At 61.2% G+C, this 16,907-nt stretch carries 19 protein-coding genes; 18 read left to right on the forward strand and 1 reads right to left on the reverse strand.

Going from position 1 to position 16,907, the window contains the following annotated elements; all coding sequences use genetic code 11:
• Positions 1–4 precede the first annotated feature (4 nt).
• From EOB49_RS09720 to tgt, 4 genes are read left to right on the forward strand one after another with little or no spacing between them, the layout of a single operon-like run.
• Entirely contained in the window at positions 5–454 is a 450-nt protein-coding gene (locus tag EOB49_RS09720; RefSeq protein WP_013531824.1) for a DMT family transporter, read from the forward strand.
• A complete protein-coding gene (gene queA / locus EOB49_RS09725) occupies positions 454–1,542 on the forward strand; it encodes a tRNA preQ1(34) S-adenosylmethionine ribosyltransferase-isomerase QueA (RefSeq protein WP_127380836.1) in 1,089 nt (362 codons plus the stop codon). The genes EOB49_RS09720 and queA overlap by 1 nt, the downstream gene beginning before the upstream one ends.
• A complete protein-coding gene (locus EOB49_RS36415; RefSeq protein WP_164781635.1) occupies positions 1,532–1,708 on the forward strand; it encodes a hypothetical protein in 177 nt (58 codons plus the stop codon). Before queA ends, EOB49_RS36415 begins: the two co-directional genes overlap by 11 nt.
• On the forward strand, positions 1,701–2,831 hold the full coding sequence (tgt, locus tag EOB49_RS09730) for a tRNA guanosine(34) transglycosylase Tgt (protein WP_127380837.1): 1,131 nt from the start codon (positions 1,701–1,703) through the stop codon (positions 2,829–2,831). The genes EOB49_RS36415 and tgt overlap by 8 nt, the downstream gene beginning before the upstream one ends.
• Positions 2,832–2,835: 4 nt before the next feature.
• On the opposite strand, the gene EOB49_RS09735 is transcribed toward tgt, so the two are convergent.
• Entirely contained in the window at positions 2,836–3,255 is a 420-nt protein-coding gene (locus EOB49_RS09735; protein WP_127327324.1) for a DUF4864 domain-containing protein, read from the reverse strand.
• Positions 3,256–3,520: 265 nt separating this feature from the next.
• On the opposite strand from EOB49_RS09735, the gene EOB49_RS09740 reads away from it, so the two are divergent.
• The 14 genes from EOB49_RS09740 (at position 3,521) to EOB49_RS09805 (ending at position 16,840) form a co-directional block, all read left to right on the forward strand.
• On the forward strand, positions 3,521–3,757 hold the full coding sequence (locus EOB49_RS09740) for an Lrp/AsnC family transcriptional regulator (RefSeq protein WP_010909609.1): 237 nt from the start codon (positions 3,521–3,523) through the stop codon (positions 3,755–3,757).
• A gap of 171 nt (positions 3,758–3,928) precedes the next feature.
• Positions 3,929–5,341, forward strand: coding sequence for a circularly permuted type 2 ATP-grasp protein (locus EOB49_RS09745; protein ID WP_023812984.1), 1,413 nt, complete (start codon positions 3,929–3,931; stop codon positions 5,339–5,341).
• Between the two features lie 104 nt (positions 5,342–5,445).
• The gene (locus tag EOB49_RS09750; RefSeq protein ID WP_348630272.1) at positions 5,446–5,754 is read left to right on the forward strand and encodes a four helix bundle protein; all 309 of its coding nucleotides are present in this window, start codon (positions 5,446–5,448) and stop codon (positions 5,752–5,754) included.
• A 61-nt stretch (positions 5,755–5,815) separates the two neighbouring features.
• Positions 5,816–6,757: an alpha-E domain-containing protein gene (locus EOB49_RS09755; protein WP_127380858.1), complete on the forward strand. Its 942-nt coding sequence runs from the start codon at positions 5,816–5,818 to the stop codon at positions 6,755–6,757.
• An 85-nt stretch (positions 6,758–6,842) separates the two neighbouring features.
• Positions 6,843–7,637 carry a transglutaminase family protein gene (locus tag EOB49_RS09760; protein WP_127380839.1) on the forward strand — a complete coding sequence of 265 codons (795 nt, stop codon included), beginning with the start codon at positions 6,843–6,845 and terminating at the stop codon, positions 7,635–7,637.
• Positions 7,638–7,770: 133 nt separating this feature from the next.
• A complete protein-coding gene (locus tag EOB49_RS09765; RefSeq protein WP_127380840.1) occupies positions 7,771–8,502 on the forward strand; it encodes a peptidase in 732 nt (243 codons plus the stop codon).
• A 101-nt stretch (positions 8,503–8,603) separates the two neighbouring features.
• A complete protein-coding gene (locus tag EOB49_RS09770) occupies positions 8,604–10,016 on the forward strand; it encodes an aspartate aminotransferase family protein (protein ID WP_127380841.1) in 1,413 nt (470 codons plus the stop codon).
• Between the two features lie 127 nt (positions 10,017–10,143).
• A complete protein-coding gene (locus EOB49_RS09775; RefSeq protein WP_127258922.1) occupies positions 10,144–10,911 on the forward strand; it encodes a DeoR/GlpR family DNA-binding transcription regulator in 768 nt (255 codons plus the stop codon).
• A gap of 125 nt (positions 10,912–11,036) precedes the next feature.
• Positions 11,037–12,563, forward strand: a complete 1,527-nt coding sequence (glpD, locus tag EOB49_RS09780) for a glycerol-3-phosphate dehydrogenase (RefSeq protein ID WP_127380842.1) — start codon at positions 11,037–11,039, stop codon at positions 12,561–12,563.
• Positions 12,564–12,606: 43 nt separating this feature from the next.
• The gene (locus EOB49_RS09785; RefSeq protein ID WP_127380843.1) at positions 12,607–13,686 is read left to right on the forward strand and encodes an ABC transporter ATP-binding protein; all 1,080 of its coding nucleotides are present in this window, start codon (positions 12,607–12,609) and stop codon (positions 13,684–13,686) included.
• 10 nt (positions 13,687–13,696) lie between these two features.
• Positions 13,697–14,764, forward strand: coding sequence for an ABC transporter ATP-binding protein (locus EOB49_RS09790; RefSeq protein ID WP_023812976.1), 1,068 nt, complete (start codon positions 13,697–13,699; stop codon positions 14,762–14,764).
• On the forward strand, positions 14,765–15,631 hold the full coding sequence (locus tag EOB49_RS09795; RefSeq protein ID WP_127272310.1) for a sugar ABC transporter permease: 867 nt from the start codon (positions 14,765–14,767) through the stop codon (positions 15,629–15,631).
• Between the two features lies 1 nt (position 15,632).
• Positions 15,633–16,556 (forward strand): carbohydrate ABC transporter permease, encoded by a 924-nt coding sequence (locus tag EOB49_RS09800; RefSeq protein ID WP_027036701.1) that lies wholly within the window; start codon positions 15,633–15,635, stop codon positions 16,554–16,556.
• A gap of 2 nt (positions 16,557–16,558) precedes the next feature.
• On the forward strand, positions 16,559–16,840 hold the full coding sequence (locus EOB49_RS09805; protein ID WP_127269597.1) for a DUF2160 domain-containing protein: 282 nt from the start codon (positions 16,559–16,561) through the stop codon (positions 16,838–16,840).
• Positions 16,841–16,907: the final 67 nt, after the last annotated feature.

The raw sequence follows: 16,907 nt of genomic DNA on the forward strand, positions 1-16,907 counted from the left end.
GACAATGATGGGCGTCGTCTGGTCGCTTCTCGGCATCCTGTCCGGCGCCTTCATTGCCATTCAGGCGCCGATCAATTCGCAGCTGGCACGCGGCTTGGGCCTCCCGGTCGCGGCGGCTGCGTTTTCGTTCCTGTCGGGCGCGATCGTGCTCGGTATCATCTCCGTCACGGTGGTGAAGCTGCAAGGCATCTCGCTCGACTGGAAGGCGCCGGCGCCCTGGCTGTTCGTGGCCGGCGGCATGCTGGGCGGTTTCTATGTCACGCTGTCGACGATTCTCACGCCACGCATAGGTGCTGCCGCGCTGATGGCGTTTCTGGTCGCCGGCCAGTTGCTGGCCGGCATGCTCATCGACCGCGTCGGCTTCCTCGGCGTCGCGGTGCGTGAAATCTCGCTCGGCCGCGTTGCCGGCGCGGTGCTGCTCTTGGCCGGAGCGCTGCTCGTCCGGCTCTACTGATGCGCGTCGATCTCTTTGACTTCGACTTGCCGGAGGAGCGCATCGCGCTCCGCCCGGCCCAGCCGCGTGACAGCGCCAAGATGCTTCTGGTCAAATCAGGCGAAGGGCTCGAGGACTGGACGGTTGGCGACCTGCCGTCCTTGCTCAGGGCCGGCGACGTGCTGGTGTTCAACGACACCAAGGTCATTCCAGCGCAGCTCAAAGGCATAAGGCGGCGGGGCGAAGCGACGGCGCAGGTCGAAGCCACGCTGCATATGCGCATGGCGCCGGACCGCTGGCTGGCCTTCATGCGGCCGGGCAAGCGCATAGCCGCCGGCGACCGTATCCATTTCGGCCATGACGGCAATTCCTGTTTCCTCGGTCAGCTCGACGCCACGGTGATCGAGAAAGGCGAGGGCGGCGAAGCACTGCTCGGCTTCGACCTGTCGGGGCCCTTCCTCGACGAGGCGCTGCACACGGTCGGCCATATTCCGCTGCCGCCCTACATCGCCTCGAAGCGCGACGACGACGAACGCGACCGGGCCGATTACCAGACCATCTATGCAAGCGAGGAAGGCGCCGTCGCGGCACCAACCGCGGGCCTGCATTTCACGCCGGAGCTTTTTGCAGCGCTTGACAGCAAGGGCATCGAACGCCGCTTCGTCACCTTGCATGTCGGCGCCGGCACGTTCCTGCCGGTGAAGGCGGACGACACCGCCGACCACAAGATGCATGCCGAGATAGGCTCGGTAAGCGCGGAAACAGCCGACGCGCTGAATGCGGCCAAGGCGAGGGGTGGGCGCATCGTTGCTGTCGGTACGACCTCGCTGCGTCTGCTGGAGAGTGCCGCGCGTGAGGACGGTACTCTGGCTGCGTGGTCCGGTCCGACCGATATCTTCATCACGCCCGGCTACCGTTTTCGCACGGCCGACGTGCTGATGACCAATTTCCATCTGCCGCGCTCGACGCTGTTCATGCTGGTCTCGGCCTTCAGCGGCCTCGACACGATGCGTGCGGCCTATGCCCATGCCATCGAGAACCGTTACAGGTTCTATTCCTATGGCGACGCAAGCCTCCTTTTCCGAGCGGAGACGAGCGATGGACGATGATCTGCAAGCCTTTGACTGCGATGCCGTGATCGCCGAGGTGAAAAAACTGCGCGCCGGCATTCGCCAGCACCGCGATTCCACCATGCGCGGCTGCATCCACTACCGCCAGTCGCTCGACAATCAGGCGCCGGACGCCCCGATCCACGACAAGGAATTCAATGGCTAAGCCGTTCAGCTTCAAGGTTCTGGCAACCGACGGCAAGGCGCGGCGCGGCGTGATCGACATGCCACGCGGCGAAATCCGCACGCCGGCCTTCATGCCGGTCGGCACCGGCGGCACCGTCAAGGCCATGTATATGGACCAGGTGCGCGGTGTCGGCGCCGACATCATCCTGGGCAACACCTATCATCTGATGCTGCGGCCCGGCGCCGAGCGTGTGGCGCGGCTCGGCGGTTTGCATGAATTCGCTCGCTGGCCGCATCCGATCCTAACCGACAGCGGCGGTTTCCAGGTGATGTCGCTGTCGAAGCTGAGAAAGCTGACCGAAAAGGGCGTCACCTTCCGCTCGCATATTGATGGCGCCGCCTACGAGATGTCGCCGGAACGTTCGATAGAGATCCAGGGATTGCTCGATTCCGATATCCAGATGCAGCTTGACGAATGCACGGCGCTGCCGGCCGAGATGAAGGAGATCGAGCGCGCCATGGAGATGTCGCTGCGTTGGGCCGAGCGCTGCAAGACGGCGTTCGGCGATCAGCCGGGCAAGGCGATGTTCGGCATCGTGCAAGGCGGCGACAACGCGGCGCTGCGGGAGCGCTCGGCGCAGGCGCTGAGCGCGATGGAGCTGAAGGGCTATGCGGTCGGCGGCCTGGCCGTCGGCGAACCGCAAGCGGTGATGCTCGAGATGCTCGACATCACCTGCCCGGAACTGCCAGCGGACAAGCCGCGCTATCTGATGGGTGTCGGCACGCCCGACGATATCCTGAAATCGGTGGCGCGCGGCATCGACATGTTCGACTGCGTGATGCCGACACGGGCCGGCCGCCACGGCCTTGCCTATACAAGGCGCGGCAAGGTCAATCTGCGCAACGCCCGCCATGCCGACGATCCACGGCCGCTCGACGAGGAAAGCGACTGCCCGGCCGCCCGGGACTACTCACGCGCCTATCTGCATCATCTGGTGCGCTCTCAAGAAGCGCTCGGCGCAATGCTTTTGACGTGGAACAACCTGTCCTACTACCAGAAACTGATGCAGGACATCCGCGCTGCGATCGAGGCCGGCACCTTCGAGGCGCGCGGCGCGGAAATCACCGAGGGCTGGGCGAGGGGCGATATCCCGTTGCTGTGAGGCCTCAAGTGCTGAGCGAATTCGAAGCGCGCAGGCTGCAGCCGGTGATCTGGAACGTACCGTCGGGCTGTTGCTGCAACGTGTAGACCGCCTCGTAATCCTTGCCGTCGGGGCCGACGATCAGCACCTGCTGGACGATCGAACCCGGAGCGGTCTCCTCGACCTTGCCGAAGGAATAGGTCCGCGGCTTGCGCACCGGCGGATAGCCGTTGGTCACCATGTTCATGAAGGCATCGACGGTCGGGAAGATCCGCTTCACATTCGGGGCGGCGAAGCTGTAGGCGGTGGCGCCGTCATTGGCGATGAGGGCCTTTAGCTGACTGTCGATGACGGACTGGCCCGCCTTGATCTCGGCATCGCCGGCCAATACCGACGACGCGAAGAGGAATGGAGCGACTGCGATTGCGAAAAAGGCGCGGCGCATGGCCTGTCTCCGTTATCCCGCGAAATATCTTCCCTCGAAATGCTGCTGTCCGAAGACACATCATAACATACGCTTGGCAGCGCATCGCGGTTTCAGCGATTGCGAATATTCACTGGCGATCGGTGACAAGTTCCACGCCAGTGGCGGAGTTGCAGCAGGCGGTAGCCTAGGCCCGAGCCGGCTGAGCATTCATTCCAGCGCTTGAAAGCCCGCCTCCAGTCTGCCAGAAGGGCCGCTGGACTTGGACGTTTAGCGGGACGAAGCCATGAAGGCGTTTTTCGTGCAGATCAAATGCGAGCTCGGCAAATCCTATGAGGTTGCCAGCGCGCTTGCCGATGCCGAGATCGCCTCGGAAATCTACTCCACCGCCGGCAATTACGATCTGCTCGCCAAATTCTACGTCGACGACGAGGAAGACGTCGGCCATTTCGTCAATGAGAAGGTGCAGATTCTCCCCGGCATCAAGGACACGTTCACCGTCGTCACGTTTCGCGCTTTCTAGCCTGGAAACGCATTTGCCCGGGCACGAGGCAAAGGCTGATCAAGGTCATATTTCACCTGCCTCAATTTTAGGCAGGCGCAACATACTGATCGCCCGTATCTCCCAAATCACCGATTGCGCTTGATTTTCTCCGGCGACGTCAGTGAAATGGCGTCACAGGGGAGTATGCGATTGGCAGCGTTCGATGAAATGCTTCCGGAAGTCTCCGGATTGAGAAGACCGTATTCGGCTTATGATCGCTGGCTGAAGGAGCAGGATCCGGCCAGGCTGACCGAGAAGATGCAGGACGCCGAACGCGTCTTCCGCAAGACCGGCATCACCTTCGCCGTCTATGGCGAGCAGGAAGCTTCCGAGCGGCTGATCCCGTTCGATATCGTTCCACGCATCATTTCAGGCAATGAATGGCGGCGCCTCACGCAGGGCATCGAGCAGCGCGTGCAGGCGCTGAACGCCTTCCTCGACGACATCTACCACCGCCAGGAAATCCTGCGCGCAGGGCGCGTCCCCAGGGAATTGATCGCCAGGAACGAGGCCTTCCTGCCGGAGATGATCGGGGTCAGGCCGCCGGCCGGCGTCTACACCCACATCATCGGCGTCGACATCGTCCGCATCTCGGAGGACGAATTCTACGTGCTGGAGGATAATGCGCGCACGCCGTCGGGCGTCTCCTACATGCTGGAGAACCGCGAGACGATGATGCAGCTGTTCCCCGAGCTGTTCCAGAAGATCAAGGTACGGCCGGTGGAAAACTACCCGCAGCTTCTGCGCCAGTCGCTGGCGGCGGTGCGGCCGCAAAGCACCAAGGGCGCGCCGACCATTGCGGTGCTGACGCCCGGCAGCTTCAACTCCGCCTATTTCGAACACGCCTTCCTCGCCGACCAGATGGGCGTGCAGCTGGTCGAAGGCCAGGATCTGCGCGTCGTCGACGGCCATGTCGCGATGCGCACGACCGAAGGCTACAAGCAGATCGATGTGCTCTACCGGCGCGTGGACGATTCCTTCCTCGATCCGCTGACCTTCCGACCGGATTCGGCGCTTGGCATACCCGGTATCATGGATGTCTATCGGGCCGGCAACATCACCATCGCCAATGCGCCGGGCACCGGCATCGCCGACGACAAGGCGATCTATTCCTACATGCCCGAGATCATCGAATTCTACACCGGCCGCAAGGCGATCCTGGGCAACATCCCAACCTGGCGCTGCTCGGAGCCCGACAGCCTGAAATACGTGCTCGAGCACATCGACGAGCTGGTGATCAAGGAAGTCCATGGTTCCGGCGGCTACGGCATGCTGGTCGGGCCGGCTGCGACCAAGAAGGAATGCGAGACCTTTGCCAAGAAACTCCAGGCAAAACCTTCGAATTACATCGCCCAGCCGACGCTGGCGCTGTCGACATGCCCGATCCTGACGGAAAAGGGGCTGGCGCCGCGCCATGTCGATCTCAGGCCTTATGTGCTGGTCTCCGATCGCATCCAGATCGTGCCGGGCGGCCTCACGCGTGTCGCGCTGAAGGAAGGCTCGCTGGTCGTGAATTCCTCGCAAGGCGGCGGGACGAAAGATACTTGGGTGCTGGATGATTAAAGCGAATAGCGAATAGTGAGTAGCGAATAGGGGAAGGAGGGCAGCAAGACGGCGATCAATTCTTACAGGGACCTAATTGTTGGAAAGCGGCCGTCGAGTTGGCGGTGGATTGCTATTCGGTAACCAAAGCCTTTCCAAGCAGCGAAATCTACGGGATGACCTCTCAGATGCGGCGGTCTTCCGTATCAATTGCAGCAAACATTGCCGAAGGGCATGGGCGGGAGAGTACGGGATCATTCATTCAATTTCTGCGCATGGCGCAGGGATCTCTCAAAGAGTTGGAAACACACCTGATCTTGTCTGAAAAAGTAGGGTTGATGGTTGAAGCAGAGGTGGTGCGTTTGCTTAGCAAGGCCGATGAGATCGGGAAAATGCTACGTTCCATGATCAGGAGTTTGCAACAAAAATCATGAAGCTGATTTTCCCCTATTCGCTACTCACTATTCGCTATTCGCTCGAAATCGGGGCACGATGATGCTTTTAGGCCGCACCGCCAACGGGCTCTATTGGATGAATCGCTATATCGAGCGGGCGGAGAACATGGCGCGCTTGGTCGATGCCGGTTTGCGCATGGCGCTGACTCGTACCCAGAGTGCCTCGGAAGAGTGGAATTCGGTGCTGCTCAGCGCCGGTTCCGACGTCACCTTCAGCCAGAAATATTCTGACTATACCGCGGCCAAGGTCGCCGACTTCCTGTTGCGCGACACGTCGAACCCGTCGAGCACGATGGCGTCGATCGAGACGGCCCGCAACAATGCCCGCATGGTGCGTACCGCGCTGACGCGCGAAACCTGGGAAAGCATCAACGAAGCCTGGATGTCGCTGAAGCGGATGCTGGCCAAGCCGATCGACGAGCGCGACCTGCCCAGCGTACTCGACGCCATCAAGCGCGAGACGGCGCTGATCCGCGGCTCATTCTACGGCACCATGCTGCGCAACGAGATCTTCGACTTCTCGCAGCTCGGCACTTATGTCGAGCGCGCGGACAACACGGCGCGCATCCTCGACGTGAAATATTATGTGCTGCTGCCGTCGATCTCCTGGGTCGGCTCGACGCTCGACAATTATCAGTGGGAATCGATCCTGCGTTCGGTCTCGGCGCATCGCTCCTACCGTTGGGTCTACGACGCCGATTACAAGCCGACCAACATTGCCGATTATCTGATCCTCAATGTCCGCATGCCGCGCTCGCTGATGTTCTGCTATCGCTTCCTGTCAGAGCATCTGAAATTCCTCGGCGACGATTACGGCGAGCGCCATGCCTGCCACGCAACGGCCGAGAAGACGCAGACAATGCTGAGAGCCGGGTCGATCAAGGGCATATTCGACGCCGGCCTGCATGAATTCCTTGCCAATTTCATTCGCGACAACACCAAACTGGGCGAAGAGATCGCACAAGATTATCGGTTCAATTGAGCATGGTCCCGAAAGGTGGGAGCCGGTTTTCTCAGACAAACGAAACCGTTTGTCCGGAGATCGTGCTCACAAACGGAATAGAAGCATGCGGCTGAAGATCACCCATCGGACCGAGTACCGCTACGATACGCCGGTGCACTATCTGTTGCAGCGGCTGCGGCTGCTTCCGGTCAGCGGGTCGACGCAGACCGTTCTGTCCTGGGCCTTGACCATCGAAGGCGCGCGCGAAGAAGTTCGCTTTGTCGACCATTTCGGCAATGACACAAGGTTGCTAAGCGTCGAGGGCGAGCGCGACTTCATCACGGTGGAAGCATCAGGCGAAGTGGTGACACGCGACACCGCGGGCGTCTCGGGCCCACATCAGGGCTTTACGCCGCTCTGGCTGTACAGCCATGAAACACCATTGACGACGATCGGCAGCGGTGTTCGCGAACTCGCCGCATCGGTCGGCAAGGGCACCGACATTGAAAGGCTGCACCGGCTGATGGCCATCATTGGCGAGCGCGTTGTCTACACGCCCGGCATCACCAATGCGACGACGCCTGCGGAGGAAGCCTTGGCGCTGAAAACCGGTGTCTGCCAGGATCACACCCATATCTTTGCCGCCGCCGCGCGTGCCATGGGCTTTCCGGCTCGCTATGTCAGCGGCTATCTGATGCTGGATGCTACGGTCGAGCAGGCGGCCAGCCATGCCTGGGCCGAAGCGCATGTTTCGGGTCTCGGCTGGGTTGCCTTCGATGCCGCCAATGGCATTTCACCCGACGAGCGATATGTAAAGGTGGCAACGGGCCGCGATTACCGCGACGCCACGCCGGTGTCGGGAATTCGGCTGGGACAGGCGGAAGAACAGCTTGCGGTCACCGTCACGGTGGAGCAGTAATCCTCCGCAAGATTGCTGCCGAGCGATTCATCGTTTCAAGGAAACGCCGGACCGCTCTATCTCCTTGTTTTAACGCAATTCCGGACGGAAAACCGCTTCACACTTTTCCTGGAATTGCTCTAGAAGAGATTCCATGACCTATTGCGTTGGCCTGAAGATCGATGGCGGGCTCGTGTTCATGTCGGACACGCGTACCAATGCAGGCATGGATTCCATCTCCACCTTTCGCAAGATGCATGTCTGGGAAGAGCCGGGCGAGCGCGTCATCGTTTTGATGTCGGCGGGCAACCTGGCGACGACGCAGGCCGTGGTCAGCCTGCTTGACGAGCGCACCAAGGCGATCTCCGAAAGACATTCCACGCTGCTCGAAACGCCGTCGATGTACCAAACGGTCCGCATTGTTGGCGACACGGTCAAGGAGGTCATCGCCAATTCGTCGCCCGCCGGCGAGAAGGCGGATTCCTATTTCAATGCCTCCTTTATCCTCGGCGGTCAGATCAAGGGCAGCGAGCCGCGCCTGTTCATGATCTATCCCGAAGGCAATTTCATCGAATCGACCGATGACACGCCGTTTTTCCAGATCGGCGAGACCAAATACGGCAAGCCGATCATCATCCGCGCCTACGAAAAGACGATGAGCCTCGCCGAGACGGTGAAGCTGCTTTTGGTGTCGTTCGATTCGACGTTGAAGTCGAACCTGTCCGTCGGCTTGCCGCTCGACCTGCTGTTCCTGGAGAAGGACGCCTTCAAGGTCGGATTGAAGAAGCGGATCGGCCAGGACGACCAGTATTACCGCACGATCTCCGACGGCTGGTCGAATGCGCTGAAGACGGCCTTTGCCAGCCTGCCGGATTTCCCGGGCTGAGGCGTGCGGCATCCGTTGTCGGTTGCATCTATTTCACGCGTTAATTAATAAAGAGACCAGCCGCGATGGATGGTGGCGGTCGATCATGTCGGGAGGACAGGATGAACAACGATGATTTCCGGCAATGGTCGCGCCGCGCCGCCGACTGGGGCGCCGACTACCGCAATACGCTACGCGAGCGGCCGGTGCGGCCGCTGGTCGAACCGGGCGACATTTTTCGAAGCATTGAGGCTTCTCCGCCCGAAGACGCCGAGCCGATGGACCGGATCTTCGCCGACTTCGAAGAGAAGATCCTGCCGGGAATGACGCATTGGCAGCATCCCCGCTTCTTCGCCTATTTCCCGGCCAATGCGGCGCCGGTTTCGGTGGTGGCGGAATATCTGGTTTCGGCGATGGCCGCGCAATGCATGCTCTGGCAGACGTCGCCGGCGGCGACCGAACTCGAAACGCGCACCGTCGACTGGATGCGCCAGGCGCTCGGCCTGCCCGAAGGGTTTTCCGGGGTGATCCAGGATTCAGCCTCGTCGGCGACACTGGCCGCGGTGCTGACCATGCGCGAACGGGCGCTCGACTGGCAAGGCAACAGACAAGGCCTGGCAGGGCAGACGCGGCTGCGCATCTATTCCTCCGACCAGGTGCACACGTCGATCGACCGGGCGATCTGGGTGTCCGGCATCGGCGAGGACAATCTCGTGCGCATTCCCGTCGCCGGCCGCTTTCGCGCCATGGACACGGCAGCACTCGAGGCGGCAATCATCGCCGACAGGGAAGCCGGCATGCTGCCGGCCGGCATCATCGCTTGCGTCGGCGGCACCAGCACCGGCGGCACCGACGATATTGCAGCGGTTGTGGAGGTCGCACGGCGGCATGGGCTTTATCTTCACGTCGACGCCGCATGGGCGGGATCGGCGATGATCTGTCCGGAGTATCGGCATTTCTGGACAGGCGTCGAAGGCGCCGATTCAATCGTTTTCAATCCGCACAAATGGCTGGGCGCCCAGTTCGACTGCTCTATCCAGTTCCTGCGCGATCCCGAAAGCCATGTGAGGACGCTGGCCATCAAGCCGGATTATCTGAAGACACACGGCCACGACGGCATCATCAACTATTCCGAATGGTCGGTGCCGCTTGGCAGGCGATTTCGCGCGCTGAAATTGTGGTTCCTGCTGCGCGCCCATGGCCTGGAAAATCTGCGCACGATGATCCGCAATCATGTCGCGTGGAGCGAAGGGCTTGCCGCGCGGCTGGCAAGGGAGCCGAATTTCGAGATCGTCAGCGAGTCGATGCTGTCGCTCTTCTCGTTCCGGCACAAGGCTGCAGCTGGCACTGATGCGGACGAGCACAATCTGCGCCTGGTCAATGCGATCAACGACGATGGCCGCATCTACCTGACGCAGACGAAGGTCGATGGCAGGATCGCAATCCGCTTCCAGGTCGGCCAGTTCGAGGCGACCGCCGCCGATGTTGATACGGCCTTCACCGTCATCACGGAAATCGCGCGCGCAATGGATTGATCGGGCACAATCTGGTTTGCGTTCGTATTCACCTTGGCAATCACATGCATTTCATTAGCCGGCTCATGCCTTTTCATCGGTTTCGTTTTCGACTATAGACAAGAAAAACGAAAACGGGAGGTTGCCTATGTATCTGTCGCCGCGCCATGCCGAGATTATCCAGATGGCCAAGGATCATGGCCGCGTGCTGGTCGATGATCTGGCCACCCACTTCAATGTGACGCCGCAGACCATACGCAAGGACCTCAACGATTTGTGCGACCAGCGGCTGCTCTCGCGCATCCATGGCGGCGCGCTGTATCCCTCCGGCATCGAGAACATGGAATATGAAGCGAGACGCAAGATCGCCGCCGACGAGAAGGAGGCGATCGGCCGTGCGGCCGCCAGGCTGATCCCCGACAATGCCTCGCTGTTCATCAACATCGGCACCACGACCGAGTCGGTCAGCAAGGCGTTGCTCGATCACAACGGGCTCATGGTCATCACCAATAACATCAATGTTGCCAATAGGATGCGGATATATCCCTCGATCGAGGTGGTGATCGCCGGCGGGGTTGTGCGCGGTTCCGATGGCGGTGTGGTCGGCGAAGCGGCGGTCGACTTCATCAGGCAGTTCAAGGTCGACTATGCGGTGATCGGTGCATCCGCCATCGACCATGACGGCGCCTTGCTCGATTTCGATTTTCGCGAGGTCAAGGTGGCGCAGGCGATCATCGCCAATGCAAGGCATGTCATCCTGGTTTCCGACCAGACCAAATTCGAGCGAACCGCACCGGTGCGCATCGGCCATCTGTCGCAGGTCAACACCTTCATCACCGATCGTTGCGACATCCCGTCAGTGCGCAAGATCTGCCAGGAGGCCGAGGTTCAGTTGATCGAGACGTCGCTCGCCTAGGCGGTTTCTGCCCGATATCACGCGCTCGTGATATTTCGTTTGACATTCGTTATCATTTCGAAATAATTCCGACACGGTTTCGTAAAAGCCCAAAAATGGTGCAATGCGAAATCGTTGGAGGAATTGTGGACGCATCTCCGATCCGTGACATTTTCGTCATAGGCGGCGGCATCAATGGCTGCGGCATTGCCCGTGACGCCGTCGGTCGTGGCTTTTCCGTGTTTCTCGCCGAGATGAACGACCTAGCCAGCGGAACCTCCTCGGGTTCGACCAAATTGATCCATGGCGGCCTGCGCTACCTCGAATTCTACGAATTCCGCCTGGTGCGAGAGGCGCTGATGGAGCGCGAGGTTTTGTGGAAGAACGCGCCGCACATCATCTGGCCGATGCGGTTCGTGCTGCCCTATGCCAAAGGCCTGCGTCCGGCCTGGCTGATCAGGCTCGGTCTCTTCCTCTACGATCACATTGGCGGGCGCAAATTGCTGCCCGCGACCCGGACGCTGGACATGGCCAGGGATCCGGCCGGCAAGCCTTTGAAGCCGCTGTTCAAGAAGGCCTTCGAATATTCGGATGGCTGGGTCAATGATGCACGGTTGGTGGCGCTGAACGCGCGTGATGCCGCCGACCGCGGCGCCACGGTCCGCACCCGCACGAAAGTGACCGGCGCGCGCCGCGAAAACGGCCTTTGGACGATCCAGATCGAGGATCTGCAGAGCGGCGAGACCGAGGAGATCAAGGCGCGACTGCTGGTCAATGCCGCCGGCCCCTGGGTCGATCATGTGCTGTCCGGCGTCGTCGGGCTGAACGATGTGCACAATGTCCGCCTCGTGCAGGGCAGCCACATTGTCATCGCCAGGAAGTTCGACGATCCACGCGCCTATTTCTTCCAGAACAAGGATGGTCGCATCATCTTCGCCATTCCCTACGAGGAAGAGTTCACACTGATCGGCACCACCGACCAGGATTATCCCGGCGATCCGCATGACGTGAAGATCAGCGACACCGAGATCGATTACCTCTGCGCCGCGGCAAGCGAATATTTCGCTCAGCCGGTCAAGCGCTCGGACATCGTCTGGACCTATTCGGCCGTCCGTCCGCTCTATGATGACGGAGCCTCCAAGGCGCAGGAAGCGACGCGCGACTACGTGCTCAAGGCCGATGGCGGCGAGGGCGCCGCCCCAATCGTCAATGCTTTTGGCGGCAAGATCACCACCTATCGCCGGCTGTCGGAATCGATGCTGGAAAAGATCGAGGGTTTTCTCGGCAAACGCGGCAAGCCGTGGACGGCAAACGCGCCGCTGCCGGGCGGCGATTTCCCGGCCACCGGTTTCGATGCCGAAGTGGCGAAACTGAAAACCGCTTATCCATTCCTCGACGCGCGCCTGGCTCGCCGGCTGACCCGGCTCTATGGCACCCGCGCGAGGATGCTGCTGGGGCTGGCCAAATCGAACGTCGATCTCGGCCGCAACTTCGGCGCCGATCTCTATGAGGCCGAGGTGCGCTATCTCGTTCAAAACGAATGGGCCGTCACATCAGAAGATGTATTGTGGCGCCGGACCAAACGCGGTCTGCATCTCAGCCGCGAGCAGGTGGCGGCGCTCGATGAGTTCATGCGCGGCATAAGCCGGCGCCATGTCGCGGCTGCCGAATGAAGGAGGGGTTTGAGCTGATGCGGAAGGCCTGGGAGGAGGCGTCATGCTGGAACTGAGAAACGTCACCAAGGCGGTCGGCGCGGTCGAGCATATAAGCGACGTGTCGCTGACGCTCCAGCACGGCTCGCTCAACGTCCTGCTCGGACCGACGCTTTCCGGCAAGACAAGCCTGATGCGGCTGATGGCCGGCCTGGACGTGCCGACCTCCGGTTCGATCTGGTTCGACGGCAAGAATGTCACCGGCGTGCCGGTGCAGAAGCGCAAGATCGCCATGGTCTACCAGCAGTTCATCAACTATCCGGCGATGACCGTCTATGAGAACATCGCTTCGCCGCTCCGGGTGGCCGGCATCGAGCAGGCCAGGATCGACAGCCAGGTGCGTGAAGCCGCCGCTCTTCTCAAGCTGACACCCTATCTCGATCGCACGCCGCTCAGCCTGTCGGGCGGCCAGCAGCAGCGCACCGCGCTGGCGCGCGCCATCGTCAAGAACGCAAGCCTGGTCCTGCTCGATGAGCCGCTCGCCAATCTCGACTACAAATTGCGCGAGGAACTGCGCGCCGAATTGCCCAGGATATTCGCCGCCGCCGGCACCATCTTCGTCTACGCCACGACCGAGCCGCACGAGGCGCTGCTGCTCGGCGGCAACACGGCGACGCTTTCTGAAGGGCGGATCACGCAGTTCGGACCGACCATCGAGGTGTTCCGCAAGCCGGTAGATCTGGTGACAGCCAGGACGTTTTCCGATCCACCGCTCAACACCATCGTGCTCGCCAAGAAGGGTCGGGACTTCCTGCTGGAGGGCGGCGTGAACCTGCCGGTGCCGGCCGAGCTCTCCGGCATTGCCGATGCCATGTACACGATCGGTTTTCAGCCGCACCACCTGTCGCTCGAGCGGCCCAATGCGGCGGCGGTGCCGGTGCGTGCCAAGGTGACGATCACCGAGATCACCGGCTCGGAGAGTTTCATCCATCTCGATTTCGCTGATGCGCGCTGGGTCATGCTGACCCACGGTATCAGGCATTTCGAGCCGGACGCGGTGGTCGAGGTGTTCATCGATCCGCGCCACATCATGGTTTTCGACGAGCACGGCAGCGCCGTCACTGCGCCGAAGCTGGCGGCTTGAGGGCAAAGAGATGGCACGCATCGACGTCAACCATGTCAGGCATTCCTATCTGCCGAACCCGCAGAAGGATGCCGATTTCGCGCTGCGGGAAGTGCATCATGTCTTCGAGGACGGCGGCGCCTATGCGCTGCTTGGGCCCTCCGGTTGCGGCAAGACCACGCTGCTCAACATCATTTCGGGATTGTTGCACCCCTCGCACGGCCAGTTGCTGTTCAACGGCAAGGACGTGACCAATTTGTCGACGCAGGAGCGCAACATCGCGCAGGTGTTCCAGTTCCCGGTCATCTACGACACCATGACCGTCTACGACAATCTGGCCTTCCCGCTGCGCAACCGCGGCGTGCCGGAAGCCGATGTCGACCGCAAGGTTCGCGAGACGCTGGAGATGATCGATCTGGCGTCGTGGGCGAAGAAGAAGGCGAGGGGCCTGACCGCCGACCAGAAGCAGAAGATCTCGCTCGGCCGCGGGCTGGTGCGCTCCGACGTCAACGCCATCCTGTTCGACGAGCCGCTGACCGTCATCGATCCGCACATGAAGTGGGTGCTGCGCTCGCAGCTGAAGCAGCTGCATCGCCGCTTTGGCTACACCATGGTCTATGTGACCCACGACCAGACCGAGGCGCTGACCTTCGCCGAGCAGGTCGTGGTCATGTATGATGGCGGCATCGTGCAGATCGGCACACCGGCCGAATTGTTCGAACGCCCACGCCATACCTTCGTCGGTTATTTTATCGGCTCGCCGGGCATGAACGTCATGCCGGTGGCGATCGACGGCAAGACGGCGACGCTCGGCTCGCAGCGCATCGAACTGCCGGGTGCACCCAAGGCAGGCAGCGGCGCCGTCGAGCTCGGCATCCGTCCCGAATATGTCCGGCTCGGCCGCGAAGGCATGGCCGTGCAAGTCAGCAAGGTCGAGGATCTCGGCCGCCACAAGGTGGTGCGCGCCAAGCTCGAAGGCCGCGATATCTCTGCCGTGATCGGTGAGGACGAGACCCTGCCCGCCGATCCGAAGGTGCGGTTCGACCCGGCCGGCATCAACATCTATGCCGATTCCTGGCGTGTCGAGATGGAGGCCTAGATGGAGAAGACCTGGAACAACAAGGCCTGGTTCATGGTGCTGCCGGTTCTCCTGCTGGTGGCGTTCTCCGCGGTGATCCCGCTGATGACGGTGGTCAACTATTCGGTGCAGGACACGTTCGGAAACAACGTCTTCTTCTGGAACGGCTCGGACTGGTACACCGAAATCCTGGAGTCGGAACGCTTCTGGCTGTCGATGGTCCGCAACCTGATCTTTTCCGCAACCATCCTCGCCATCGAGATCCCGCTCGGCATCTTCATCGCTCTCAACATGCCCAAGAAAGGCTGGGGCGTGCCGGTCTGCCTGGTGCTGATGGCTCTGCCGCTGCTGATCCCGTGGAACGTCGTCGGCACCATTTGGCAGGTGTTCGGCCGCATCGATATTGGCCTGCTCGGCTACACGCTGTCGTCGCTCGGCTTCGACTACAACTACGTCAACGATCCGACCGACGCCTGGGTGACGGTCATCCTGATGGACGTCTGGCACTGGACAAGCCTCGTCGTTCTGCTTTGCTACGCCGGACTGGTCTCGATCCCCGATGCCTTCTACCAGGCGGCCAAGATCGACGGCGCCTCACGCTGGGCAGTGTTCCGCTACATCCAGCTGCCGAAGATGAACCGCGTGCTTCTGATCGCGGTGCTGCTGCGCTTCATGGACTCGTTCATGATCTACACCGAGCCGTTCGTCGTCACGGGCGGAGGCCCAGGCAATTCGACGACGTTCCTGTCGATAGACCTGGTCAAGATTGCCATCGGCCAGTTCGATCTCGGGCCGGCGGCGGCCATGTCGATCATCTACTTCCTGATCATCCTTTTGCTGTCTTGGGTGTTCTACACCGTCATGACCAATGTCGATGCGGAGCGCTGAGATGAGCGGCGCCAACGAAGGAACGACGAGGCAGGACCGGGTGCGTGAGACGGCGGTTTCGGACGGGCTCGCCAGCACATTGTCGCAGGACCAGCTTGCGCGGCTGATGCGCCGGCGCGGCGAAGAATCCCGGTTCTGGTGGTTGGTGCCGACGATCTACATCATCTTTCTGATGCTGCCGATCTACTGGCTGGTCAATATGAGCTTCAAGACCAATCAGGAGATTCTGGGCGCCTTTTCGCTGTGGCCGAAGAGCCCGACCCTGGCCAACTACATCGTGATCTTCACCGACCCGTCCTGGTACAAGGGCTACATCAATTCGATCATCTATGTCGTCATGAACATGGTGATCTCGGTTTCGGTGGCGCTGCCGGCTGCCTACGCTTTCTCGCGCTACCGGTTCCTCGGCGACAAGCACCTCTTCTTCTGGCTATTGACCAACCGCATGGCGCCGCCGGCGGTGTTCGCGCTGCCATTCTTCCAGCTCTATTCGGCCTTCGGGCTGATCGACACGCATATCGCGGTGGCGCTGGCACACTGCCTGTTCAACGTGCCGCTGGCGGTGTGGATCCTCGAGGGTTTCATGTCCGGCGTGCCGAAGGAGATCGATGAGACCGCCTATATCGATGGCTACTCCTTCCCGCGCTTCTTCCTGAAAATCTTCATGCCGCTGATCGCCAGCGGCGTCGGAGTGGCCTGCTTCTTCTGCTTCATGTTCTCATGGGTCGAGCTGCTGATCGCGCGCACCTTGACCACGACCGCCGCCAAGCCGATCGCGGCGATCATGACGCGCACGGTCTCGGCCTCCGGGCTCGACTGGGGCGTGCTCGCCGCCGCCGGCGTGCTCACCATCCTTCCAGGCGCGCTCGTGATCTGGTTCGTCCGTAATTACATCGCCAAGGGCTTCGCCCTCGGGAGGGTATGACCATGAACCTCACCTGGATGGCATGGACGCTGCCAACGGCGATCTTTTTCATCACGATCCTGGTGCTGCTCTGTGGCATGGCGGTCTGGGAATACGCCTCGCCTGGCGGCAATCCCCGGGTCGGCGTCCTGCGCTTCGAGACGACGCGCGGCGACCGCCTCTTTGTTTCGCTGCTCGGCAGCGCCTTTATCCATCTCGCTTGGCTGGGTCTTGTCGGACCCAACCTGTGGTGGGCTCTCGCTCTCTCCGTAGTCTACGCCGTTGGCGTGTTCCGCTACGTATAGAGGGGGAAACTGTTGGAGCGACCGCGTGCCGGCGGCCGCTCCAGATCGCACTTGAAACTGAAAAGTG

It is taken from the genome of Mesorhizobium sp. M7A.F.Ca.MR.148.00.0.0 (assembly GCF_003997735.1).
Classification (GTDB): Bacteria; Pseudomonadota; Alphaproteobacteria; order Rhizobiales; family Rhizobiaceae; genus Mesorhizobium.